Genomic DNA, 25,488 nt, shown 5'->3' with positions numbered 1-25,488 from the left:
GAGAGAATAGAAATATGAAATACAATGGAAATACCTTAGAAATAAGCTCGACTTTGTCGAGCGAAATAATTGAATAACTGATCTATGTTATATTTCACGACCGCAGGGAGTCTATTTCACCGAGGAATGCGAGGGATATTTCAATCGTATTTCGCAAAGACTTATTTCGCCAAGGGCATATTTCTATTGCATTTCAATTTTCACAAACTCACGATACACTTCCTCCAGTCTCATACTTTCCCTCACAACTTCTCCTATGATGATGATTGCTGGCGATTCCACCTGATTTTCTACTGCTTTTTGAGCAATGTCATAGATAAAACCAGCCGTGATTTTCTCTTCTCTAGTAGTCCCACTTTGGATGATGGCTACTGGAAGATTTTCCCTTCCAGCATTGCGATAGGTTTGAACGATTTCATTCAGTTTCTTGGTACCCATCAAAACCACAACAGTTGCAGTGCTCTGGGCAGCTAAGGCTAAATCTCTGGATAATTCGCCAGCAGTAGTTGTGCCAGTAACCACCCAGAAACTCTCAGAAATTCCTCTTTTTGTAACAGGAATACCAGCGGCAGCAGGAACTGCTACAGCAGAAGTTATCCCAGGAACCACCACAGTGGGAATCCCAAAATTCTCTATATACTCAATCTCCTCACCGCCTCTCCCGAAGACAAAAGGATCTCCTCCTTTCAAGCGTACTACATGACCGTGTTTTTTTGCCAAGCTCACACAAAGCTGATTGGTGTCTTCCTGAGGTTTGGAATGCCTGCCCACGCGCTTGCCAACAAAGAATTTGATGGCAGATTTGGGAGCATGTTTTAATAAAACCGGATCAATCAAAGCATCATACAATACCACATCTGCAGTGTTTAAAGCTAAAATGCCTTTCAAAGTGATTAACTCTGGATCACCCGGACCCGCGCCAACCAAACTTACCTTGGGATGAATTTGCTCTCTCATGCGTTCACCTCCTCCTCTCTATAACTTTTCAATGCCTGATAAATTTCCAAAGCCTGCTTGGCGTAAGCTCTCGCAAATTCCGGAGTAGGCTCATGCTGATTGATTTGGTAAACTTTCTCAGCGAAAGTGGAGTCTAAGGTTACTTTTCCGCTACTGACAAAATGCTCATCAAAGAGGGAAATAATATTTGCATAGCTATTGGTACTGATATCTTCGCTGAGCAAAATAGCTTTGGCAGCATTGATCAAACCTGCATAGTGATGATAAATGCTGTCAGACCATCTGCCATTTTCCAAAGCTTCTTGTCCCAAATCCAATTTCTCTTTGGCTTCCAAAAGCAAGGTTGCCACTAAATCAATCACAACTCCAGCACATTCACCCACGCCTACTGCTACCTCGTAATTTTCATTTCTGCCCCAGTCTACCCGATCTTCTTCGGTCACTTTTGCAGGGTCCGCCAACTCTTTCAGCAATTCATAGAAATACATTTGTCCTTTCTGATCATAATAGCTGAGGAAGTCCAAATCTTCGCCATTCGCTTCAAAATCATCCAATAACAATCTTAAAGCCTGAGGTCCTCTTTTACTCGGGATTTTGGTTACTTTATCTGCAAAACGACCATTTCCATCACCCAAATTTCCACCACCAAGCAATACTTGCAAGGCAGGAATCACCGTCTTACCAACACGCATAGACATGCCCTGAAAACCGATATGTGCCATATTATGCTGGCCACAGGCATTCATACATCCGGAAATTTTAATCACCAAATCCTGATTTTTGAGGTATTGCGGATACTCGTTAAATATGACTTTTTCCAACTCTGAAGCAATTCCCGTAGAGCTCGCGATCCCCAAATTGCAGGTATCAGTACCCGGGCAGGCAGTTATATCACCCAAGGAATTATAGCCTCTTTCTGCCAAACCGATTTTCTTCAGTTCCTGATAGAAAAAAGGCACCAAATCCTCCCGAACATCACGTATCAGGAAGTTTTGACGAAGCGTAAATCGAAGCTCATTATTGGCATATTTTTCAATCAAATCCGCCAAAGCTCTGGCCTGAGAAATGTAAAAATCTCCCAGCGGAACACGCACCCCGATCGCTACATAGCCCTCTTGTTTCTGAGGCAAGACATTAGTCAGTTTCCAAAGCTCATAATCCAAGCCCAGCTCGGATTTCAGTTCAGGTTTTTCAGGATTAGGTAGGCTTTGGGCAACCTCATAGCTTGCCGCATCAATGGGATAGCTGGCAAATGGAAGGGCTTTCTTTTCCTGCTCGACCAATTCTAAAAAAGCATCCAGACCTAAATCCTTAACCAAAAACTTCATCCTGGCTTTATTCCTTCTGGCCCGCTCTCCATGCCGGTCAAAAATTCTCAAAACTGCTTCGATATAGGGAATCAGCTGATCCGTTTCCAGAAAATCATAGACTAGGTCCGCATGTCTAGGTTGGGAACCTAAGCCTCCACCGAGTAGCACCTTAAAGCCTCTCACCTGCTTACCATTGATTTCTTTGATTTTGGGAATAAAGCCCAAATCATGCAGATAAGACAAGCCGGTGTCATCCTCCGATGAAGAAAAGGCCATCTTGAATTTTCGGCCCATTTCTTGGCAAATCGGATTTCTCAGGAAATACCGAAAAGTTGCATCTGCAAATGGAGTAACATCAAAAGGCTCTTTGGGATCTATTCCTGCCAATTCGGATGCTGTCACATTCCTTACCGTGTTGCCACAAGCTTCCCGTAAAGTCACATCATCCTTTTCGAGTTCGGCCCAAAGTTGTGGTGTGCGATCCAAACTCACATAATGAATCTGAATATCCTGACGGGTAGTGATGTGCAATCTCCCCGTGGAATATTCTTCCGAAACTTTGGAGATTCTTCTTAGCTGAGGGGCAGTTACTCTTCCATAAGGCAACTTGATCCGGATCATTTGCACTCCGGGCTGCCGTTGTCCATAAACGCCTCGAGCTAGTCTCAGGCTACGGAATTTCTCCTCGTCGATTTTCCCTTCTTTGAAAAGCGCGATTTTCCGCTCTAATTCCAGAATGTCGCGCTCTACGATGGGGTTTTCCAATTCGGTTCGAAAACTTTGCATAGCGTAATAGTTTTATATCCCTATCGGGATTATAGGTTAATAGGTTTGAAAGAAAGCCAAGGTTTAGGACTTGGCTGATCTTTAGATTTTTTTTCTTCTTTTACTCCACTCAATGAAATTAACTCAAATCCCCCTAACCCCCTTTGAAAAGGGGGATTTGATCTCGTTTCTGAATTTAAAGTATATCGCCTTCGACTCCGCTCAGGCTGACAATAATTTAATTCTTCTACTTTATTATTTTCCAAATAATTGAACAGTTCGTCATACTTCTTAAATCATCCTTTCTTCCAACCATCTCTAAAACAGGGAGATTTGGAAGCATTTCAGATTTCATACTTTAGAATTCATACTTAATCAATGAATCCTACCGAAACCGTATCAAAGCTTCCTTCATCGATTAGGATAAAAGCTCCGTTCGATTTATTGTTTTGATAGGAGTCGTAATGAATTGGTTTGCTCAGACGAAAATGGACCTTTCCAATATCATTCAATTTAAGCTGTTTGGTTTCCTCTTCACCAGAGAAATCCGCATGGACCTTGGCTTCGATGCGATCTACTTTAGCCAACACCCGATTGACTCCATGCTGAAGGATATATTTTTGTCCAACTTGGAGCACTTTTGAGTTTACCTGACAAAGTGTGGCAGCAAGGATTTTCTCACTTTTAGGTTCCTCGCCAACTTTCACAATCATATCTCCCCTACTGCAATCCACCTCGTCATCCAAGGAAATGACCACTGAGGCACCAGGAGCTGCTGCATTCACTTCTTTTTCAAAGAAATGAATGCTCTTGATAGTAGACTCATTTCCGGATGGAAGGACGGCTACTCGGTCCCCAACCTGAAGTTCATTGCCATAGAGTTTTCCAGAGAATCCACGGAAATCATGGTAGGCTTCTGTTTTTGGACGGATTACGTATTGAACAGGGAATCTGGCCACCGCACTTTCCTGCAAATCCTGAGGCTCCAAAACCTCCAGATGATCCAATAAGGTATTTCCAACATACCAAGGCATTGCTTCTGACTGTCTGGCTATATTTTCACCTTTCAAGGCTGAAACGGGGATGAAAGTAATCTGTTCTTCGGAAAAGGAACTCTTAGCCACCAACCCATCAAAATCGGCTTTGATTTTTAGAAAAACATCTTCCTCATAATTCACCAAATCCATTTTATTGATCGCCACTACCACATGAGACATGCGAAGCAAATTGGCAATGAAGAAATGTCTGTAGGTTTGTTCGATAACACCTTTTCTGGCATCAATTAAAATGATTGCTACCTGGGAAGTAGAAGCCCCTGTCACCATATTTCGGGTATATTCCACATGCCCGGGAGTGTCGGCTACGATAAAATTGGTTTTGGCGGTATTGAAATAAATATGCGCCACATCAATCGTAATCCCTTGCTCGCGCTCGGCAACCAAACCATCCGTTGCCAGGGAAAAATCCAAATAATCGTACCCTCTTTGTTTGGAGCTTTTTTCAATAGCCTCAATCTTATCTGTAGTCAGGGAGTTGGTATCATAAAGCAAACGCCCAATCAAGGTACTTTTGCCATCATCCACCGATCCTGCAGTTGCGATTTTGATTAATTTTCTTCCTTGGATGTCCATATTATTTTTTGATATACAGTTGAAATAGATTGAAATAGACCTCACTACGTTAGGCGAAATACTTACCATCGGTTCAAGCCGAGTATTTCTTCCCGCTTGCGGGAATTATTTCTATCCTATTTCAACCGTGTTTCTTTTTCTTTTTGAATGTCTCGCTTCTCGTATCTAGATTCTTGCTTCTTTTTAAAAGTAACCCACCTTTTTCCTCGTTTCCATCGCTGCTTCTGAGCGTTTGTCGTCTATGCGGGCTCCACGCTCGGAGAGTGTAGATTCCCGAATTTCAGCAACCACATCTTCCAATGTTTTGGCTTCGGAAAGTACTGCCGCGGTACAGGTCATATCTCCAACGGTACGGAATCGAACCCATTTTTCTACCACCTCTTCATTCGCTTCGCGAAAGACGTGCTCATTAGCGGTCCAAATCAATCCATCTCGGAAAAAGACCTCCCGCTTGTGCGCAAAGTAGATGCTTGGAATCGCAATATTCTCTGTTTTGATATACTCCCAAACATCCAATTCAGTCCAATTAGAAATCGGGAAAACCCGCACATTTTGCCCTACATGGATTTTACCGTTTAGCATATCGAATAATTCCGGCCGCTGATTTTTTTCGTCCCATTGGCCGAAGTCATCCCGAACGGAGAATACCCGCTCTTTTGCTCTGGCTTTTTCTTCATCTCTTCTTGCTCCACCGATACAGGCATCAAACTTGAACTCCTCGATCGCATCCAAAAGGGTGGTAGTCTGCAAGGAGTTTCGGCTGGCATAGCGCCCTTTTTCTTCACGAACTTTCCCTTGATCGATGGAGTCTTGCACCTTTCTGACAATCAGTTCCAAGCCTAGCTCCGCCACGAGTTGATCCCTGAATTCTATGGTCTCCGGAAAATTATGCCCTGTATCCACATGCAATAGCGGAAAAGGAATTTTAGCTGGAAAAAATGCCTTTTGAGCCAATCTGACCAAGGTAATCGAATCTTTTCCTCCAGAAAAAAGCAAAACAGGGCGCTCAAATTGCGCCGCCACTTCCCGAAGGATATGGATGGATTCTGCTTCTTTGGGGTTAGGTATGAATAGGTTTGACATATGGAAATACAATTTTAATTTATGTTTTACGCCGTCTTCGATATTCGACATTCAGCGTTCATCATTCGTTATTATTTTCTTTATTCTTTCCAGAATTAGATATTCTTTGGCTAGTTTTTCAATCTTCAAATTTTTTCAATTTCGAATTTCGAACATCGAATAATGAATTTCGAAGTATCATCTGACATTAGTCATTGAGATCCCGAGAATCGGGAGAAGCAATCTTTTCAAACACTTTTTAAATTATGAGACTGCTTCACCCTGCGGGACTCGCAGTGACGTCAATCTCAGACTTCTGCGAACTGCAAACTGACCACTGCTATCTGGAATGCAACCCACACTCCTTTTTTGAGTCTTCCCACCACCAGCGCCCGTCACGGGGATTTTCTCCTGGAAGAATAGCCCGTGTACATGGAGCGCAACCTATGCTGATAAAGCCTTTATCATGAAGTGGATTATAAGGGATTTTATGTTCCTCGATGTAGGAAATCATCTGTTCAAAAGTCCAATCCAATAAAGGATTGAATTTCAGTATCTGATTGGCTTCATCCCATTCGATCCGCTTCAAGTCGCTTCTATTGGCGCTTTGCTCAGCACGAAGTCCCGTTACCCAGACTTCATTTCCTGCCAAAGCTCTTTTCAAAGGTTCTACTTTGCGGACAAAGCAACAGGATTTACGATTCTCAACAGATTCATAAAATCCGTTGATCCCTTGCTCTGCTACTAGGTTTTCTACCGATTCCCGTTCTGGATAGTAGACTTTAATTCGCGTTTGGTACTTGCTTTCCGTGCGTGCCAACAATTCCAAAGTCTCCGGAAACAACCTTCCTGTATCTAAGGAAAAGATTTGAATAGGTAGATTTTGGGAAGCAATCAATTGAGTAATGACTTGATCTTCCTGACCCAATGAAGTAGAGAATACCACCTTTCCGGGAAAAAGATCCGCAATCAAAGCCAAGCTTTCCTTGGCCGTCAATTGATCTAATCTGTGCTCAAGATCTTGCATATTCTTTTTCAGGCTCATGCTCTTTTGTTTTTGTTGCAGACTCCCATACCCGCTCGTGCAGGTAGTACAAGAGGATTTTAGAGACTACTTCTACCGAACCGATTGAAAGCGCCATGGTCAATTGACCCGTCACAATAAAGGAGATAACAATGGTATCAATAGTCCCCACGATTCGCCATGAAATAGACTTCATGAGACTCTTCAAATTACTGTCTGTCCCTTTTTTGGACTCAAACCATTTTTTAATGTGCTGATCTAAAATCATATAGGTTTCAACGGGAGTGAAAAACAAAAGTATATAAAGCCTACATATTTTATAGGGTTTATGGTAAAAAATTTTTGTTAAGTTTTTAAAATATCAGCTAATGTCTTGTTTTCCAGTATTTTAAGAGTCTCATCTCGAACTTGAATCATCACCTTATTGATGCCACAAGTTGCTTCATCTTTGCATTCGTCGCAGGGTTCGTAGTAATTCAAACTCACACAGGGGAGCATAGCAATAGGTCCGTCGAGGAGTCGAATCACTTTGGAAAGTGGAATATCTTTTGGATCTTTGATCAAATAATAACCTCCCCCTTTTCCTTTTTTACTTCCCAGCATGCCAGCTTTTTTGAGTTCGAGCAAGATATTCTCCAGGAACTTATGGGAGATCCCATGCTCTTCGGCTATATCATGGATCAGCACTGTTTTTTCATCCCGGTGCTTGCCCAGATAAGTGAGGGCATGAAGGGCGTACTTGGTTTTTTTGGAAAGCATAAACAAAAATAATCCAATTCTTGGAATAGCCTAGTACGGGAGTGGGGAATAATAAATCCCCAAATTTCTAGGGGATTTTAATACATACCTAAATCTATTTTACATCATCTCTTTCATTTTAAAATTAAATTACATTAATCGATTAAATCTTGAGGTTGCTCTTTCCGCTTGAAAGTTGGACTAGTTATGCAGCGATTTTAAAGTTATAAAATTCATTTGGTGTTTTCATTTCTAATGCAGAATGTGGTGCATATGTATTGTATTCATTCATCCACTTCTGTATTTGCCTGTGTACGGTTTTTGGATTATCCAGGCAGCTCTCATAGACATAATCTCGTTTAAATGTAGCATTGAAGGCTTCACACATCCCGTTTGATTGTGGTGAATAGGTTGGGGTATTACAATCGATTATATTCCAGGATTTCAAGCTGGCTCTGAGCTTTTTTTCAATGAATTCCGGTCCATTGCCATGTAAAAACTGCAGTGTATCCGGTTCAGGCAAACTCTCTCCAAAGCGGATATGTAAGGCTTCTTGAACCATTAATTCAATATCAACTGCCTGCATATGTTTTCCTGCTTTCCAGGCGATGATGGACCTGTCACAACAGTCGAGAAGAAAGGCCACCCGGAGCTTTTCCCCATTCCAGCATTTAATCGAAGTGATATCACTAGCCCATCGCGTATTAGGTGTTTCTACTGCTATCTGCCCTGTATGGGATCTGCTGCTGCCTCTGGTTCGGTGTCGGGTAATCAACAACCCTTCTTCCTTCATGTAGCGGTGCACCATGTATTTGGTCACGTTGAGCCCATAATCCCGTTTGAGCAGCGCCTTGACCCGGGGTACCCCATAGGTGGATTTCTTTGCCGTGATTTCTACAACAGCCAGTTTCATCTGCTCACACAGTTCTTTTCGCACTGTCCTTTTTCGTTCAGGATAGGGCTTTGCTTTATAATATACAGAGGATTTGGCGACTCCCAGTGTCTTGATAATCCTATTCATGCTTACTCCGAATTGTCTGGATAACGATTCAATTTCTTGTTTCGAAGTTGATCCATCTCTAACTTTTTTTTTAGGATCTTAATATCCAAAGTAGATTCCCCGAGAGCCTTCTTGAGCTCTTCATTCTCTTTTCTAAGCATTTCCAATTCAGCTTTGGAATGTAGGTCACCTTGATTTTTGATACTCATAATGGCTCCTGATTTAGCAAGTGAACGCCAGCTATACACCTGACTGGTGATCAGCCCGTGTCGGCGACAATATTCAGGACAAGATAAGCCAGAACTTTCCCAATCTTCTACAATAAAGGCTTTTTGTTGTGAAGTGAGTAGCTTTCGACCACCGGAAGAAAGTCGCGCGTTTTTAAGTAAGTCTTCGATCATTTTGTTCCTAAGTTTAGGCAACAAAACTGGTCCAGTTATTTAAGCGGTTAGGAACAATTTCACCTTGACACTAATTTACCAAAAGTTATTTTCAATAATACTTGATTTATTATATATGATTTTAGAAGACCCTAAAAAATAGTCGTTATAATAATACTTTTTTAAGATCGTAAAGCATAATTTTTTCATTAACCTTATCTATTCCAATTAGAAAAGATTCATCCTTATATACTTCTATATTACTTAAGTATTCGTCTACCAATAAATTAGCAACCAAATTCCCTTCCCAATCTATTACTTTAATTAATGGTTGAATTTCTTTTTGTTCTATTTCAACATTCAACTGATTATAATATAGACCATAAATATGATTAGGTGAAGAGGTAGAGTATTTGTAATATACAGGATAGGGAGGAAATGTTCCTTCTTCTTTCAATTTTGGATTCTCTGTTATATAATGATCCGATTCTCCAAGATAAGAATTTTCCAAATTTCCATTGAAGTCAAATATATCTATTCGATCAAAAGCATCCATAGAGGAAGCTATTTTTTTAGAACCTTCGTTGACATGTATATAAGAAAAATATAGAGAATAGAAATCAAATGGACTTAAGTTTTGGTCCAATACTTGAGGAAACAGGTCTGAAACCCAAGATGAATCCGCTTTTAAATTATAAAATTTAAGTCTCCCAAATTCTTTTGAATCAATACCAGGAGTTGATACAATAATTGAATCATTCAGAAAGGTTATTGATTGGCTTAACCCATGTTTACTATCAATGTCATAAGTATAGTCATAAACTTCAACTGAATCTTTTATAAGTCTATCAAGATTCAATAGTCGGACTCTATATTTAAAACCGTCATTCAAAACCAAATAATTTGTTCCATTTTTTGATAAAGTTTGACCATTTACTCTGATTGCCCCCCATTCATCAGGTCCTTCTCCAAATGGCGCAAATCTAGCAAGTGGTTTTTCTAGATTGGACTTATGATATAAAGCTAATCCATATCCTACCTTTTTATTCATTTTAAGAAGGACATAGTCTTGAAACGTGTAAAAACTAGAAACGCCTACTTCATCTTTTAATATCTCAATTCCATCCATTTTAATTAATGGGACCTCAATATTTTTAGAGTTCTTACATGAACAAATTATTATTATAAGCGCGATATATACTTTAAATTTTTTTCTCAAACCTATCGAAATTAAAAAAGAGCCCAAAAAATTGGGCTCCAAAATATTTAAACTGAACATTGTCTAGCATTTCCAAATGCCATTCTTCCCTCAACTTTTTCACAAGTTCCACAATCGTAATAATCAAAATCCTCGGCGTCACGTGACTGTGAGTAACAGTCTACAGTCCCACCTCCTCCAAGTGTCTGACCTATCACTGATGATGAGAAAGAAGTCGCAATAATGAGTGCAAATGCAATTACTTTTATTTTAGCTTTCATTTTTCCTAATTTTTAAGTGTTACATAATCTAATACTGCCATATCCTCTTCGCCCATCAACTTTTTGACAAGTTCCACAATCATAATAATCAAAGTCATCTTGAGTGTAGGATTGGGAGAAACACTCAACCGTATTGCCCCCTCCGCCCCCGAGGGTTTGGGAAAATACTTCAAAATGCCAAAAACAAATAAGGCATAGAATTAATAATACAGAGATTTTTTTCATTTGCTTTAAAGATTTAAAATTGATGTTTTTATTAAAAAGGCCGTGTTCAACTTATAAGTGCAACACCTAATTTTTGTTTGAGTTTTTGTATTGGACTAAGGTAATTAAACTTTCTAACGGGTCTGTTATTGATTTTAGCCTCGATTGCTTGTATTTGTTCTGTTGAGATTTCATTGAGGTCAGTTTTTTTAGGTAAGAAAGCTCTAATCAATCCTATTCTGTTTTCGACAGTTCCTTTATCCTGCGAAGTATACGGCCGAGTAAAGTAGGTTGGGATATTGTATTTGTCTCGAATCAAGTGATGGTTTGCAAAAGCCATGTCATTATCAAAGGTGATCGATTTGAAAAAGGAAGGCCCAATCCTTTGGATTCGCTTAGCTAATTTCTGTTCAATAGCATCAGCATTCTTACCGGATAATTTCTCCATAGTGGTAATCAGGGTAGCCCTATCTACCAAGACCAGAAGAGCAGACTGGTGGTTCTTACCCATCATCAGATCGACTTCTATATCGCCTATTCGCTCCCTTAGGGCTACAACAGCAGGTCGTTGTTCAATAGGCACTCTTTCCTTTATGATTCCTCTGGAATCTCTGTAATTGCCTCTTTTTCGCTTTCTTTTCCCATGGCGGAGGCATTTATAAAGCTCCCGATCTCTGGTCAATGACCAATGCTTACTTTTCTTGGCTTTCCAAATCCATTGATAAATGGTTTCATGGGACACGCCCGGGTTTCCATCCAATTCCCATTTGGCAGCAATCAATTCCGGACTCAGTTTTTCCTCCTTGAGCCAAACTCGAGCTTGTTCCTTTAGCTCAGCCTTGAAACGGATATTCTTGGGTTTAAGCTTATGCCGTTCATCGGTTCTGTTTTGAGCGACACGAGCGACATATTCACCCGCATTGCGCCCGCGTAGACCCGTGTTCCGACGAAGCTCCCGACAAATGGTGCTTTTATGAACTCCTAAAGCTCGGGCAATACCGGTCTGAGTCACCCCTTGTTTGATTAAAATTTCGATTTGGTACCTTTGCTCTGGGCTGAGATGATTGAATTTCTGCATGACAACACTAATTTAATTCTTCAGCCTAAGGAAGGAAGCCTAGGCTTCCTTCCTTAAACCTTTAGTGTTGCACTTATTACTTGAATCTGGGAAGCCTCATCGATAAAAACTTGAACTAAACTTACCCCCCCCATCCATAAAGTCAAGAATTTGACTAAAATTTTTTCAGATAGGCCCATAAGCAATTGATTATCAGCTATAAAAATTTATTTCTAGAAATATTTATATTTATAACTTCCTGAAATACAATTTATTAATAAACAACTGATTTTTAAGGTATGAAACACTAAAAATTGTGTATGAATAAAAAATCCCCGTCGGGTAGATGGGGATTGGGCTAACCTTTGAGTCCCGATTTCTATCGGGATTGAAACCCCAAGGTTTGAATATTTAGATAAGTAAAGAAGACCTTCGAGGTCTTGAAGACCTCAAAGGTCATCAAAGGTTAGATCAACTCTACACTTCTTTTAACAAATGCGGTGAGGTCCTTACCGGTTAGAAGTCCCTGAGACAGTTTCGCCAAGTCAAATGCTTGCTTGGCCAGTTGCAGTTGGGCTTCTTCTCCTTCAGCTTTCAAGATTTTATCGACCACTGGGTGATTGCCATTAATGGCTACTTTATAGCTATCCGGCATTTGTCCATAGAAACTCATCGGTCCTCCACCCGTCTGCGCCATGTCCTTCATTCTTCTCATCCACTCTTCCATCGTAATAGTCACTGGCATTTCTTCAGGACTCAAGCCTTCAATCTCCACTGTGTAGGATTTATTATCGATGGCTTTTTCGAAGAGCTCCTTCACTTGCTTGCTTTGATCTTCGGTAAGCAAATTCGCATAGCTATCTTCTTTCTGGATTAGTTTTTCCACTACATCCGCATCGACACGCTTGAGTTGAGTTTTCTCCAGCTTGGTCTCAATATGCTGGATAAAGTGGCTATCAATCGGAGAATCCAAAACCAACACATCATAGTCTTTCTTATTGGCAGAGGCAATAAAGCTGTCTTGCTTATCCACGTCTGTGGCATATAAGAAGATAGTCTGCTCGTTTTTATCCTTCTGGATAGTTTTCACCTTTTCGGTGTACTCATCCAGCGTGTAATACTCATCTTTGGTATTTTTGAGCAGGGTAAATTCTTTGCCTTTTTCATAGAATTTATCCTCTGAGATCATACCGTACTTCACAAAAAGTCCGATGTCATTCCACTTGGCTTCGTAGGCCTTTCTGTCCTTTTTATAAAGCTCAGAAAGCTTGTCCGCTACTTTTTTCGTGATGTAATTGTTGATTTTCTTCACATTTCCATCAGCCTGTAGGAAGCTTCGGGATACGTTGAGCGGAATATCAGGAGAGTCGATTACTCCATGCAAAAGCATCAAAAATTCAGGGACAATATCTTTCACCTCATCGGTAATGAAGACTTGGCGACTAAACAATTTGATTTTATTCCGCTGCAACTCGAATTCGTTTTTCACCTTCGGGAAGTACAAGACACCCGTTAAATTGAATGGGTAATCCACATTTAGATGAATCCAAAATAGCGGATCTTCACTCATAGGGTAAAGCTCCTTGTAGAAGGCCAGATAATCCTCGTCTTTGAGATCACTTGGGGATTTGGTCCAAATCGGGGAAGTGGTGTTAATGATATTGTCCACTTCAACGGATTTCCATTTCTTTTCTCCTTTATCATCGACCCCATCTTCTACGGATTCGGTTTTGGTGCCAAACTTGATCGGAACAGGCAGGAACTTGCAATATTTGTCCAGGATGCCTTGGAGCTTCCACTTGTCTAGGAATTCTTCTGAATCTTCATTGATATGAAGAACGATCTCTGTTCCGCGGTCTTTACGCTTACCCTTTTTGATTTCAAATTCAGTGCTGCCATCACAAGTCCAGATCGCCGGTTCAGCTCCCTCCTGATAGGAAAGCGTATGAATTTCCACTTTTTTGGCCACCATAAAAGCAGAGTAGAAACCCAAACCAAACTTACCAATGATCTCATTGGCGTCTTTGGCATCTTTGAATTTCTCCACAAATTCGGTGGCACCGGAGAAAGCAATCTGGTTGATGTACTTTTTGATCTCCTCAGCTGTCATCCCCAGGCCTTTGTCAGCGATGGTGATGGTTTTCTTTTTCTCATCAAAAGAAACCTCCACAGTGATGTCACCCAATTCTCCTTTGTACTGACCTAATGTCGCAAGGCGCTTGATTTTCTGAGTAGCATCTACGGCGTTGGATACGAGTTCACGGAGAAAAATCTCGTGATCGGAATACAAAAACTTCTTGATGATCGGGAAAATATTCTCGGTATGAATCGAGATGGTACCTTTTTCCTGCATGGGTATAAATCAGTTTGGTGAATACAATAATTGACATCATTGGATTATCAATGCCTGTTCCAAACCCAAAAAAGTGACAAGATGACAGATTTGAAAGTGAGAAGGTAGAAGCGAGAAGGATGAAGGAAATTGGGATTTGCGAGTTATGTCCCGAGAGCTTTCGGGGTAAGATTGAGGACAATGAGAGGCGAGAAGCGAGAGAATTCAAAATAACGACATTCATATACTCAATTACACATCCCAGAAAATATCGAATGATTCACCCCCTTAAAGAGCTGGACTGAGATTAGTGAATTAAACACTAATTTTATGATTGTGAAAAAAGAACAAAGACGATGGAGTAAGGAAGAAAAAGAGCGGATGCTCTTGGATATCCAGCGATTGGGTGTCATAGCGGGCTGCCGTAAACATGGCATAGCCCCCTCTCAATATTATGACTGGTCCGAACGGTATAACGCCCAAGGGGTTGACGGATTAGAGAACAGACGGGGCAAATCTCAGGAACAGGAGCTGATTCGTCTCCGAAAGGAGTTGGCATTGGCCAAGGAAATTATTGCTGAGAAAGAACTGGAGAAGAAAATGCTGTCTGAGCTTTTAAAAAAAAAGATTGCAGAATGGAACAGAGGAGAGAAGTCGTAAACCGTTATTTGCAACAGGGTTTGAGGACTGCCGCTGCGCTACCTCTCGCCGAAATTCCGAGAAGCACTTACTACTATAAGCCCAAACAGGGAAAAGCAGGAAGAAAGCCTTCTACACATACATCCACGCAGTCTGGGGAATTAATGTCCAATGGTCAGGTAGTGGAGTTGATCAGATCCATCTGTTTAGAGCCTTTTCTGAATTATGGAGCAGACATGATGTGTCTGGAACTTAAAAACAGAGGATTGCTGATTAATAAGAAAAAGGTTTACAGACTGATGAAAGAACACAGACTGATCTACCCCCCTATAAACTGGACAGAATTAGTTAGAGGTATTGAATTTAAATTATTTATTGATTTTGTTCGTATTGCAGAATGAACATCTTCACAGGGGGAACCGGAGCCTAGGCTTGGTTTCTCCTTGAAGAAAAATTTTACTTTCTTTCCATTAGTCCTTAGCCCTATTTTTTCTTGATTCCACAGGGACAAAAACTGCTCAGGGGATTTTCCAAGAAGCTCCTTTTTGATTCTTTTTCGATTATATACCCTGAAGAATTCTGAAAAAACTGCCCTTGCATGAATCAAATCCTGAAACTCGTAACCGGAGGTAACAGACTTTGATACGATGTGATGAAAAGATTCGATATGCCCATTTTGTTGCGGCACTCCAGGCTGAATAAATTCATGTTCGAAGGGTAGCTGCTGAATAGCTGATCGAAGTTCTTTAGATATAAATTGAGGTCCGTTATCGGTTCTAATCCGCAGCAAAGGTTGGGACTCCGAAGTCTCAGGATACTCTTGAAACATCCTCTTAATAAGGGCCACCACCTGGCCAGCCTTCATTCTGTAATCCAAGGTCCAAGCTAGCGCTAAACGGCTAAATGTATCCAGCGCAGTAAGCAGATAAGCTGTCCTGTTTGCTCCCGAAACATAAATGTACTTGATATCCAGTTCAATGGTCTGGAAAGGAAATTGCGCACAGGGACTGTTTGAAACTACCCGCTTTCGGCTTTTGGTTTCGTTCCTGGCCCTTTTTGGATAGAGGAGTCTTGATTCACCCCCTTAAAGAGCTGGACTGAGATTAGTGAATTAAACACTAATTTTATGATTGTGAAAAAAGAACAAAGACGATGGAGTAAGGAAGAAAAAGAGCGGATGCTCTTGGATATCCAGCGATTGGGTGTCATAGCGGGCTGCCGTAAACATGGCATAGCCCCCTCTCAATATTATGACTGGTCCGAACGGTATAACGCCCAAGGGGTTGACGGATTAGAGAACAGACGGGGCAAATCTCAGGAACAGGAGCTGATTCGTCTCCGAAAGGAGTTGGCATTGGCCAAGGAAATTATTGCTGAGAAAGAACTGGAGAAGAAAATGCTGTCTGAGCTTTTAAAAAAAAAGATTGCAGAATGGAACAGAGGAGAGAAGTCGTAAACCGTTATTTGCAACAGGGTTTGAGGACTGCCGCTGCGCTACCTCTCGCCGAAATTCCGAGAAGCACTTACTACTATAAGCCCAAACAGGGAAAAGCAGGAAGAAAGCCTTCTACACATACATCCACGCAGTCTGGGGAATTAATGTCCAATGGTCAGGTAGTGGAGTTGATCAGATCCATCTGTTTAGAGCCTTTTCTGAATTATGGAGCAGACATGATGTGTCTGGAACTTAAAAACAGAGGATTGCTGATTAATAAGAAAAAGGTTTACAGACTGATGAAAGAACACAGACTCCTCTATCCAAAAAGGGCCAGGAACGAAACCAAAAGCCGAAAGCGGGTAGTTTCAAACAGTCCCTGTGCGCAATTTCCTTTCCAGACCATTGAACTGGATATCAAGTACATTTATGTTTCGGGAGCAAACAGGACAGCTTATCTGCTTACTGCGCTGGATACATTTAGCCGTTTAGCGCTAGCTTGGACCTTGGATTACAGAATGAAGGCTGGCCAGGTGGTGGCCCTTATTAAGAGGATGTTTCAAGAGTATCCTGAGACTTCGGAGTCCCAACCTTTGCTGCGGATTAGAACCGATAACGGACCTCAATTTATATCTAAAGAACTTCGATCAGCTATTCAGCAGCTACCCTTCGAACATGAATTTATTCAGCCTGGAGTGCCGCAACAAAATGGGCATATCGAATCTTTTCATCACATCGTATCAAAGTCTGTTACCTCCGGTTACGAGTTTCAGGATTTGATTCATGCAAGGGCAGTTTTTTCAGAATTCTTCAGGGTATATAATCGAAAAAGAATCAAAAAGGAGCTTCTTGGAAAATCCCCTGAGCAGTTTTTGTCCCTGTGGAATCAAGAAAAAATAGGGCTAAGGACTAATGGAAAGAAAGTAAAATTTTTCTTCAAGGAGAAACCAAGCCTAGGCTCCGGTTCCCCCTGTGAAGATGTTCATTCTGCAATACGAACAAAATCAATAAATAATTTAAATTCAATACCTCTAACTAATTCTGTCCAGTTTATAGGGGGGTAGATCAGAAATATCGAACATCGAATGATGAATGTTGAATATCAAAGTTCTACTTCGACCTTAGAGCAGAGATAAATTTCAGATTTACGGCGATGAGAGACGAGAAGCGAGAAGAGAGAAGAGAGAAGCGAGAGACGAGAATTCAAAATAACGATACTCAATTACACATCCCAGAAATATCGAACATCGAATGATGAATGTTGAATATCGAAGTTCTACTTCGACCTTAGAGCAGAGATAAATTTCAGATTTACGACGATGAGAGACGAGAAGAGAGAAGCGAGAGGCGAGAAGCAAGAGACGAGAATTCAAAAATAGCACTGACACTCAATTAATCAATTACTCAGTTACACAATTACTCCTTTCAAAATAACTCAATAACCAAATTGCCAGAGTAAACACTAAATAAAAAAACTTTACACAATCTGTCCCTTTCAAGTCCATTTTTTATTATTCAAACAGCAGTTTTTATATAACATTTATTAGATTTTTTGAATTTTTTCAAGTAAATTACCTAAGGGTCAAAAATTTACCTCCACAGGTTTTTGTGGTTGACCTCTTTTCATCAGCTGAGCCCAACTAATAATTAGCTGAAATGGTATATTGACATCGGTTCTGAGACCTTCCATTCTAAGTTAGTTTTTCAGGGTCCTCAGTTATCTGAATCTTTTCAAAAAATAATTTCTATGAAATACTGCTTCTTTTTCTTGGTGCTTTTGGTTGCTCCCAATCTTTACGGCCAGTCTAGTTCATCTATTCAAACTAAGACCAATGAATTTTTAAATACTTTGGAAAGTGAACAAAGGCAGCAAATCAGCATAGCTTTTACCGACAGCGCAAGAATTGACTGGACAAACCTCCCCCTAGGGCTGGCCCCAAGAAATGGATTGGCCTTCGGTGAGCTATCTGACAAAAGCAAAATTGCCTTTCATCAGATTTTGAGTGAAATCCTCAGTTCCCAAGGATATCTCAAAACTTTCGCCATCATGCAAGTAGATGATATACTGCATGAACTTTTTGAAATAAAATACCAGGAGGGGGCTATCAATGAAAACTCTATAAAAATGATACGCGGTCTCAACTGGGATTATGGCAACTATTTTATTGCGATTTCGGGCAATCCGCAAACGGACCTTGTCTGGGGCTTAAAATTTGAAGGGCATCATATTTCCCTGAACTTAACTGTATCAGGAGATAATTTTTCAATGACTCCTTTATTCCTCGGTTCAGATCCTGCTGTAGTAGAAAACACCCAATATGCAGGGCTTAGACCCTTGAGCAAGGAAGAAGATTATGGCTTTTGGCTGGTGAATACACTCAATGATGAGCAAAAAGCCAAAGCAACACTAGCCATGGAGGTTCCCGGTGATATCATCACCAGCCCGGGAAGGCCGCAGTGGCTAGAAGAATATCAGGGAATCAAAGGTTCCGAAATGTCAGAAGCCCAGCAACAGATATTGCACTACTTGATAGAAGAATATATAGCCAATCTAGAACATGAAAAATCCGAGGAATACCTGCAAAAACTACATAGTGCAGGTATGGACCAAATATATTTTGCCTGGATCGGAAGTTATGAGCCGATGAAACCGCATTATTACATTATCCATAGTCCGGATTTTCTAATAGAATATGATAATGTTGGATTCCTGGATAATGCCAACCATATCCACACCATTTGGAGGGAAAAAGGCAATGATTTCGGTGAAGACATTTTGAAAAAACACCGAATGGCCCATCATCATTAAACCTAGTCCTTACTCACAAAATTATTATGAAATGCCCATGAGAAAAAAATATCACACAGAGGAATGATTATCCTGGGCATTCCATCTGACCTCTAAAAAACAAATTATAAACAGATGAAAAAAGGAGCATTTTTAATTCTTGTATTTTCATTGACAGTGTTTGCTGCCAAGGCTCAACTCAGGCCACAGGTAGAAATCAAAACTAGCTATGGTCCTATAATTATCGAACTCTATCACGAAACTCCATTACATCGTGATAATTTTTTGAAATTGGTTCAAGAAAATGTTTATGACAGCCTCTTGTTTCACCGGGTGATTGAGAACTTCATGGTTCAGGCCGGAGATATCAAAAGCAAAGAAGCTGTCATTGGTGATCCACTAGGTAGCGCAGACTTGCCTTACCAAATTCCGGCAGAAATCCACCCAGAACTCTTTCATCAAAAAGGAGCGCTGGGAGCTGCCAGAACCAATAATCCTGCGAGGGCTTCTAGCAGTACACAGTTTTATTTGGTTCAGGGAAAAATCCAAAATGACAGTCTCTTAACACATAATGAAGGAAGAATCAATTCCTTTTTACAAAGACATTTTGCTGTCAATAATCCCAATAACAAAAGCTTGCTCGACTCTATTGAACAAGCCAGAGAGTCCAAGGATAGTTTACTGCAAGCTGAATTGGCAAGTCGATGGGAAAGCAGAGTAAAAACTCAAGATTTTGATTCATACACAATTCCAGAGCATCATAGGAAAATTTATCAAGATATAGGAGGAACGCCTCATTTAGATCAAAACTATACGGTATTTGGGCAAACCATCTCAGGCATGGAAGTAATAGATGCAATCGCTGCTGTCGCTACTGACTCCCGGGATCGTCCAAAAGAAAATGTATATATCCTCAAGATGACTTGGTTAAACCCGCCTAATCCTTAGAAGACATGAAGAAATCTAGTCTGATTTTCTGTTTTTCACTGCTGTTTTTTGCCTGTAAGGAGACGCTCCCTACCGAACAAAAAAGCGAGCTTCCTAATATCGTCTTTATTTTCACTGACGACCTAGGCTACGGCGATCTAGGTTGCTTCGGAGCTACAGATATCAAGACTCCCCATATTGACAGAATGGCAAAAGAGGGGATCAAATTCACTTCGTTTCTCTCTGCCTCCCCTGTTTGCAGTCCTTCCCGAGCCGGCCTTTTAACAGGTAGAATGCCTCAGAGAATGGGCATCAATTCAGTTTTTTTCCCGGAAAGCTTCACCGGAATGGATCAGGAGGAGATCACTTTTGCAGAGATTTTAAAAGAGAAAGGCTACCGAACAGGCATTGTGGGAAAATGGCACTTGGGGCACATGGAAAAGTTTCTACCCTTGAACCAGGGTTTTGACACTTATTACGGCATCCCTTACAGCAATGATATGGAGTCGGTAGTCTATCTCAAAGATTTTGAAGTGGACTCGATTCAAGTTAATCAGCGGTTTACGACCAAGACCTATACCGAGAAATCCCTGCAATTCATAGAAGATGCTGGAGAAAACCCATTCTTGCTCTATCTGGCTCACAACATGCCCCATGTGCCAATTTACGCATCGCCGGAGTTTGAGGGAAGTTCTGAAAGAGGCTTATATGGAGATGTGATTCAAGAAATAGACTGGAGTGTTGGGGAGATTTTGAGGAAGCTGGAAGAAAAAGGACTGATGGAAAATACATTGGTGATTTTCTCTTCCGATAATGGTCCATGGCTGGTTATGGAAGATCATGGAGGTTCGGCAGGTCCACTTCGAGAAGGTAAGCAATACACTTTTGAAGGGGGAGTCAGGGTTCCTACCCTAGCGATGTGGAAAGGCAAAATTGCACCCGGCCAGGTATATGAAGACTTAGCCACTCAAATGGATTGGTTTCCTACTTTTTGTAAAATAGTTGGTACCGAAATTCCGCAAGATAGAGTCATTGACGGAAGAGACCTTAGCACGGTTTTATTTGAAAACGGAACCCGTGAGGGGAAGGAATTTCTATACTTCATGGGAGCAGATCAAAGAGCCTATCAGGAGGAAGGATGGAAAGTGAAGAGGCCTTTTGGGGGATATCAGGGAAGTCCGGGAATGAAAGCTGTAGCTCCTCATGACACCTTGCTATTTAATTTAAAATCTGATCCGGGAGAAACCCAAAATCTAGCAAAGGAAAACCCGGAAAAGCTAGCTCAAATGATGCGAGCTATGGATTTGGCAGTCCAGCAGTTGGGGCCATTACCGGAAAGTAAAATTGTCAGAAGTCCTTCCGATAATAGCCATTATGAGTATTTGAAACAAAAAAGACAGAAAGGTGAAAATTAGATTTCACTACATATGGATATTTTTAATCAGCTGCTCTATAGCAAGGGGGCAAGGGCAAATTGTTGCCCAAATCGACAGTCTTTGCGAGCTCTCCTATCAGCAATATGGGGACTATAATTATCTGGAGGCCATCAAATGTGCCGAAAAGGCATTAGAAATCAGCAAGGAACTAGACTATTCAACTGGCCAGATTAAAAGCGAATTTTACAGAATCATGGCCAAGCAGGAATATGAACCCTCAACTTATAATCCTAAGCCCATAGAGGATCTGATTCCCAAACTCCAGGAGGCTGGACTTGATAGAGAAAAAGCTCGAGCACACACTTTTGTAGCTGGTATTTATGCCTTTTTTGGAGATATAGAAAAATCCATAGAAAACCACCTCATTGCATTAGATATGTATGAGGCCAAGGATGACTCCCTCGGGCTGGCAAGTGTACATAATAATATGAGCTTGGTTTATTATGATCAGCATGATTATGAAGAAGCCTTTTTCCACGCCAGAAAATCAATGGCCTTGGAAAAATCTCAAGGAGACCCTCAAAGAATTCACTCCAGCCTAAATAATTTAGCTATCATTTTTGAGCATACCGGTCCACTGGATTCTGCTATTTATTACCACCAGATGGCTTTAGAAAAAGCCTATGAAAGCAATAGCCCCTATTCCATAGGATTATCTCTGAGCAATTTGGGGAATAACTATGCGATCAAAGGAGATCTAGACCTTGCAGAGAAAACCTTATTACGCGCCTTGGAAATCCGTGACTCTTTAGGGTATTCGAGAGGCTTAGCCTACACACATAATAGGCTGGCAAGTCTTTATGTAGAAAAAGAAGAGCTAGGAAAAGCACAGATCCATGCCGAAAAATCTCTGGAAAACGCACAATCTGCCTCCGAGGTCAAAGTCATTCGAATGGCCTATGAAAGACTAATGGAAATCGCAGAAGAAAAAGGCGACTACAGAGCAGAATTGGATTATTTGAAAAAAGCTACACAACTTAAAGATAGTATCCGGAACGAATCCAATACCAAGGGCATTACCCAAATGAAACTCAACTATGAATTTGCCAAACAGCAACTTTTAGACAGTATTCAAAACGAACAGGAAAGGAGGGAAAGTGCCTTGTTATTTGACGAGCAACTGAAGGTCGCAAGAAACCAACGCATCATTTTTATGGTAAGTGGTGTTCTCTTTTTGGTGTTAGCAATCGGCTGGTGGAGAAGATACAAGTTTGTGAAAAAATCAAGTTTAATCATTCAGCGTGAAAAGGAAAGATCAGATAAATTATTACTGAATATACTACCGGCAAAAGTTGCTGAGGAGTTAAAAGAAAAGGGAAACTCAGAAGCTCGGGATTTTGAAGAAGTCACTGTCATTTTCACAGATTTTGCTGACTTTACCAAAAAAGCTCAGCACCTCACCGCCAAGGAATTGGTGTATGAATTAAATATTTGTTTCAAAGCTTTCGATTTGATCATGGAAGAGTTTGGATTGGAAAAAATCAAAACCATAGGAGACGCCTATTTGGCAGCCGGGGGATTGAATAATCAATCTAATGTACATGATGTAATCAAGGCTGCTATTAAAGTCAAAGATTTTATCAATCAAAGAAACTTTGATCCATCCATCCCCTCCAAAGCCAAATTTGATATGCGGATAGGTATTAACACGGGACCTGTGGTAGCTGGTATAGTGGGTATCAAAAAATTTCAATATGACATCTGGGGAGATACAGTAAATACAGCTCAGCGAATGGAAGCTTGCTGCGGTCTCAATAAAATCAACATCTCCGAGCTCACTTATAATCTCATCAAAGACGATACAGAGTTATGTTTCGAGCATAGAGGAAAAGTACAAGTAAAAGGTAAGGGCTTATTGAATATGTGGTACGTTGAACCAAAGAAAAATCAACTTCAAAAATTCCAGGAAATTCAAATGCAAAGCATTAAATAAAGGAATCCTCCTAAATATCAATGATTAAGCAATCTTTTGTGGATGTTTTGCCTATCTGCTCATTTACTCATTAGCGAATTGCTTGGACAGGCGAGTCTTTCGGAAGCTGACTCTTAGCCATTTTTTTTCTAACTGGCAGAAAAACAGACAAACAAGGACAAAAACACCACAAACTAAAAGCCTTCCAAAAAGTTCTAACTTTTTCTTATTTCAAATCAGTCTAATTACAATTAATTGATTTACAGCTATTTAAATTGATTCTATGCAAACAGCCTATTAGATTAGAATTTAAACTAAACAAAACTATTATGGCTATCAGATTAGGAAATAATTGTCAAAACTGTGAAAATTTAAAAGCTGACAAAGTATGTAAAGTCCATGGTGTAGAAGTTTCAGGCAACTATACCTGCGATCAATTTGAAATGAAGGCAGCACTGAAAGATGATAGAAATTGCACTACCTGTTTGAGATACGAAAGAGAGGATTGCGCTAATCCACAACACGCTGCTCCTGGTATGATGTGTGCCAGCTGGGCTCCCAACAGAGTGAGTGCCTAAGGCTTTAAATAACTTCTGTAAAAGCTTCCCCAATAGAGCAAAACATGCCAGTTTAACTCTGGTTATTGCTTCTTTAAATTGGGGAAGCTTTTTTTATTCATACCATTTTCCAACTAGGATCTGGAGACTTCTATATAACAGGAGATCAACCTAATTAGCTGATTTTTATAAGAAATGCTTATCTTCTGACAGAATCTAATATCCTGAATGAGAGCGACTCTGTATTTATTTTTGTTTTTTCTTATTTTTTCCTGTTCAAGAAAAGAAGAGGCTCCTCAAAAAAAGCTTCCAAATATCCTTTTGATTGTTGCCGATGATTTAGGTTATGCAGATTTAGGATCCTTTGGAGGAAACATAGAAACGCCAAATTTGGATCAACTTTCTGCTGAAGGAATTCGATTCAGTCGCTTTCATACAGCCCCTTTTTGTGCTGTCACAAGAGCCATGCTATTGACCGGAAATTACAGTCATGTGGCAGGAATGGGTTCGCAGGATTTGGTCAGTGATGTACCCGGATATGAAGGCAAACTCAGTGACCGAGTCATTCCTCTTCCTTCTTTGCTCCAAGAAGCAGGATATCACACCTACATTGCTGGCAAATGGCATTTAGGCTTGACTGAAGAAGCTAATCCTGCCAACAAGGGTTTTGAAAATTCCTTTGTCACCTTAGAAGGCGGAGCCAATCATTACAGTTCGCGTGGGATATTTCCAGAAACTCCCGAATCCATTTACACTGAAAACGGAGTTGAAACAAATTGGCCAGAGGGAGCCTATTCCACTGATTTATACACGGATAAACTTCTGGAATATATATCCTCCAATTTGGATGATCAACAGCCTTTCTTTGCTTTTGCAGCCTATACTTCTCCCCACTGGCCTCTTCAAGTAGATGAAAAATATTGGAAAAAGTATAAAGGAAAATTCGATGCGGGATATGAACAATTAAGAGCTGATAGATTGGAGTCCCTTAAAGAAGCGGGAATGATTCCAAGCAATTCTCAGGTTCCTCCTCTCCACCCTGCTATCAAACCTTGGAACTCATTGAGTGCTGAGGAACAAAAAAAAGAGGCCCGAAAAATGGAGCTTTATGCAGGAATGGTGGATAATTTGGATGAAAATATTGGTCGACTTTTCTCTTTTTTAAAGGAAAAAGGAGCCTATGAAAATACGCTAATCATTTTCATGACTGATAATGGAGCAGCTGGAGAAGATTTCTTCTATTCGGATTATTTCGGGCCATTCTTAAAAGAATATTACACAGACGAATATTCCCAAATGGGAAAAGAAAACTCCTTTATTTCCTATGGCCCGCAATGGGCGGAGGCAGGAAGCTCTCCTTTTTATCTCTATAAGGGCTTTACCAGCGAAGGTGGAATGACTGCTCCTTTAATCATCTCAGGAAGTCCTGTCAATCTCAAAGGAAAAATCCATGATTCATTTCTAAGCGTCATGGATATCGCCCCAACTATTTATGATTTGGCAGGCATCACATACCCGGATCAATTTCAGGAGAAAGCAGTGCAAAAACCCGTAGGGGAATCTATTCTTCCCATCTTGAAAAATGAAAAGTCAGAAGCTCATGATTCCACTTATGTTTTCGCTTTGGAGCATAGGGGCTATGCAATGCTCCGAAAAGGAAAATGGAAGCTTTTGAATTTAAAAATTCCTTTCGAAAGGGAAAATTTTGGTCTATATGACCTTGAAAATGATCTAATTGAGCAAAATGACCTTAAAAACACTTTTCCAGAAAAATATCAAGAGCTTTTGAAAGACTGGGATACTTGGTCCAAAAAAGTGGGCGTACAAACTCCAACTCCTCAACCCAAAAAATAAT

At 40.5% G+C, this 25,488-nt stretch carries 24 protein-coding genes; 10 read left to right on the top strand and 14 right to left on the bottom strand.

Features of this window, described 5'->3' with window-relative positions; genetic code table 11:
* Positions 1 to 183: 183 nt before the first annotated feature.
* The 13 genes from cobA to htpG form a co-directional block, all read right to left on the bottom strand.
* Positions 184 to 957 carry a uroporphyrinogen-III C-methyltransferase gene (gene cobA, locus GYM62_RS19610; RefSeq protein ID WP_219957647.1) on the bottom strand — a complete coding sequence of 258 codons (774 nt, stop codon included), beginning with the start codon at positions 955 to 957 and terminating at the stop codon, positions 184 to 186.
* On the bottom strand, positions 954 to 3,053 hold the full coding sequence (locus tag GYM62_RS19605; protein WP_219957646.1) for a HEPN domain-containing protein: 2,100 nt from the start codon (positions 3,051 to 3,053) through the stop codon (positions 954 to 956). Before GYM62_RS19605 ends, cobA begins: the two co-directional genes overlap by 4 nt.
* Positions 3,054 to 3,403: 350 nt before the next feature.
* Positions 3,404 to 4,663, bottom strand: coding sequence for a sulfate adenylyltransferase subunit 1 (locus GYM62_RS19600; RefSeq protein ID WP_219957645.1), 1,260 nt, complete (start codon positions 4,661 to 4,663; stop codon positions 3,404 to 3,406).
* A 183-nt stretch (positions 4,664 to 4,846) separates the two neighbouring features.
* Complete coding sequence (gene cysD, locus GYM62_RS19595; RefSeq protein ID WP_219957644.1) at positions 4,847 to 5,746, bottom strand: sulfate adenylyltransferase subunit CysD; 900 nt, start codon at positions 5,744 to 5,746, stop codon at positions 4,847 to 4,849.
* A gap of 319 nt (positions 5,747 to 6,065) precedes the next feature.
* On the bottom strand, positions 6,066 to 6,770 hold the full coding sequence (locus tag GYM62_RS19590) for a phosphoadenylyl-sulfate reductase (RefSeq protein ID WP_219957643.1): 705 nt from the start codon (positions 6,768 to 6,770) through the stop codon (positions 6,066 to 6,068).
* Positions 6,739 to 7,017 (bottom strand): DUF2061 domain-containing protein, encoded by a 279-nt coding sequence (locus GYM62_RS19585; RefSeq protein ID WP_091651405.1) that lies wholly within the window; start codon positions 7,015 to 7,017, stop codon positions 6,739 to 6,741. Before GYM62_RS19585 ends, GYM62_RS19590 begins: the two co-directional genes overlap by 32 nt.
* Before the next feature lie 77 nt (positions 7,018 to 7,094).
* Positions 7,095 to 7,508, bottom strand: coding sequence for an Rrf2 family transcriptional regulator (locus GYM62_RS19580; RefSeq protein WP_219957642.1), 414 nt, complete (start codon positions 7,506 to 7,508; stop codon positions 7,095 to 7,097).
* Between the two features lie 184 nt (positions 7,509 to 7,692).
* Positions 7,693 to 8,541: an IS3 family transposase gene (locus tag GYM62_RS19575; protein ID WP_219959474.1), complete on the bottom strand. Its 849-nt coding sequence runs from the start codon at positions 8,539 to 8,541 to the stop codon at positions 7,693 to 7,695.
* A complete protein-coding gene (locus GYM62_RS19570; RefSeq protein ID WP_219956869.1) occupies positions 8,511 to 8,888 on the bottom strand; it encodes a transposase in 378 nt (125 codons plus the stop codon). The genes GYM62_RS19575 and GYM62_RS19570 overlap by 31 nt, the downstream gene beginning before the upstream one ends.
* A gap of 145 nt (positions 8,889 to 9,033) precedes the next feature.
* Complete coding sequence (locus GYM62_RS19565; RefSeq protein ID WP_219957641.1) at positions 9,034 to 9,996, bottom strand: hypothetical protein; 963 nt, start codon at positions 9,994 to 9,996, stop codon at positions 9,034 to 9,036.
* Between the two features lie 137 nt (positions 9,997 to 10,133).
* Complete coding sequence (locus GYM62_RS19560) at positions 10,134 to 10,346, bottom strand: hypothetical protein (protein WP_219957640.1); 213 nt, start codon at positions 10,344 to 10,346, stop codon at positions 10,134 to 10,136.
* A 271-nt stretch (positions 10,347 to 10,617) separates the two neighbouring features.
* Positions 10,618 to 11,628 (bottom strand): IS30 family transposase, encoded by a 1,011-nt coding sequence (locus GYM62_RS19555; RefSeq protein ID WP_219956726.1) that lies wholly within the window; start codon positions 11,626 to 11,628, stop codon positions 10,618 to 10,620.
* A gap of 445 nt (positions 11,629 to 12,073) precedes the next feature.
* Entirely contained in the window at positions 12,074 to 13,960 is a 1,887-nt protein-coding gene (htpG, locus tag GYM62_RS19550; protein WP_219957639.1) for a molecular chaperone HtpG, read from the bottom strand.
* Positions 13,961 to 14,269: 309 nt separating this feature from the next.
* On the opposite strand from htpG, the gene GYM62_RS19545 reads away from it, so the two are divergent.
* Both GYM62_RS19545 and GYM62_RS19540 read left to right on the top strand, forming a co-directional pair.
* A complete protein-coding gene (locus tag GYM62_RS19545) occupies positions 14,270 to 14,599 on the top strand; it encodes a transposase (protein ID WP_219956957.1) in 330 nt (109 codons plus the stop codon).
* Complete coding sequence (locus tag GYM62_RS19540) at positions 14,575 to 14,979, top strand: IS3 family transposase (RefSeq protein ID WP_219957638.1); 405 nt, start codon at positions 14,575 to 14,577, stop codon at positions 14,977 to 14,979. Before GYM62_RS19545 ends, GYM62_RS19540 begins: the two co-directional genes overlap by 25 nt.
* Here the strand turns inward: GYM62_RS19540 and GYM62_RS21220 are convergent.
* On the bottom strand, positions 14,898 to 15,557 hold the full coding sequence (locus GYM62_RS21220) for a DDE-type integrase/transposase/recombinase (RefSeq protein WP_219959409.1): 660 nt from the start codon (positions 15,555 to 15,557) through the stop codon (positions 14,898 to 14,900). The genes GYM62_RS19540 and GYM62_RS21220 overlap by 82 nt on opposite strands.
* Positions 15,558 to 15,704: 147 nt before the next feature.
* Here GYM62_RS21220 and GYM62_RS19530 point away from each other — a divergent pair, with 147 nt between their 5' ends.
* The 8 genes from GYM62_RS19530 (at position 15,705) to GYM62_RS19495 (ending at position 25,487) form a co-directional block, all read left to right on the top strand.
* The gene (locus GYM62_RS19530; protein ID WP_219956957.1) at positions 15,705 to 16,034 is read left to right on the top strand and encodes a transposase; all 330 of its coding nucleotides are present in this window, start codon (positions 15,705 to 15,707) and stop codon (positions 16,032 to 16,034) included.
* Complete coding sequence (locus tag GYM62_RS19525) at positions 16,010 to 17,077, top strand: IS3 family transposase (protein ID WP_219957479.1); 1,068 nt, start codon at positions 16,010 to 16,012, stop codon at positions 17,075 to 17,077. Before GYM62_RS19530 ends, GYM62_RS19525 begins: the two co-directional genes overlap by 25 nt.
* Positions 17,078 to 17,760: 683 nt before the next feature.
* On the top strand, positions 17,761 to 18,822 hold the full coding sequence (locus GYM62_RS19520) for a DUF3500 domain-containing protein (protein WP_219957637.1): 1,062 nt from the start codon (positions 17,761 to 17,763) through the stop codon (positions 18,820 to 18,822).
* Positions 18,823 to 18,936: 114 nt separating this feature from the next.
* Entirely contained in the window at positions 18,937 to 19,749 is an 813-nt protein-coding gene (locus GYM62_RS19515) for a peptidylprolyl isomerase (RefSeq protein WP_219957636.1), read from the top strand.
* A gap of 5 nt (positions 19,750 to 19,754) precedes the next feature.
* Entirely contained in the window at positions 19,755 to 21,143 is a 1,389-nt protein-coding gene (locus tag GYM62_RS19510) for a sulfatase (protein ID WP_219957635.1), read from the top strand.
* On the top strand, positions 21,133 to 23,097 hold the full coding sequence (locus GYM62_RS19505; protein ID WP_219957634.1) for an adenylate/guanylate cyclase domain-containing protein: 1,965 nt from the start codon (positions 21,133 to 21,135) through the stop codon (positions 23,095 to 23,097). The genes GYM62_RS19510 and GYM62_RS19505 overlap by 11 nt, the downstream gene beginning before the upstream one ends.
* A 308-nt stretch (positions 23,098 to 23,405) precedes the next feature.
* Positions 23,406 to 23,654: a hypothetical protein gene (locus GYM62_RS19500; protein ID WP_091651431.1), complete on the top strand. Its 249-nt coding sequence runs from the start codon at positions 23,406 to 23,408 to the stop codon at positions 23,652 to 23,654.
* A gap of 207 nt (positions 23,655 to 23,861) precedes the next feature.
* A complete protein-coding gene (locus GYM62_RS19495; protein ID WP_219957633.1) occupies positions 23,862 to 25,487 on the top strand; it encodes an arylsulfatase in 1,626 nt (541 codons plus the stop codon).
* The last annotated feature ends 1 nt before the right edge of the window (position 25,488 follow it).

It is taken from the genome of Algoriphagus sp. NBT04N3 (assembly GCF_019443765.1).
Taxonomy (GTDB): Bacteria; Bacteroidota; Bacteroidia; order Cytophagales; family Cyclobacteriaceae; genus Algoriphagus; species Algoriphagus ornithinivorans.
Note: the sequence above shows the minus strand (reverse complement) of the source record. Positions and strands in the feature narration are given on the sequence as shown.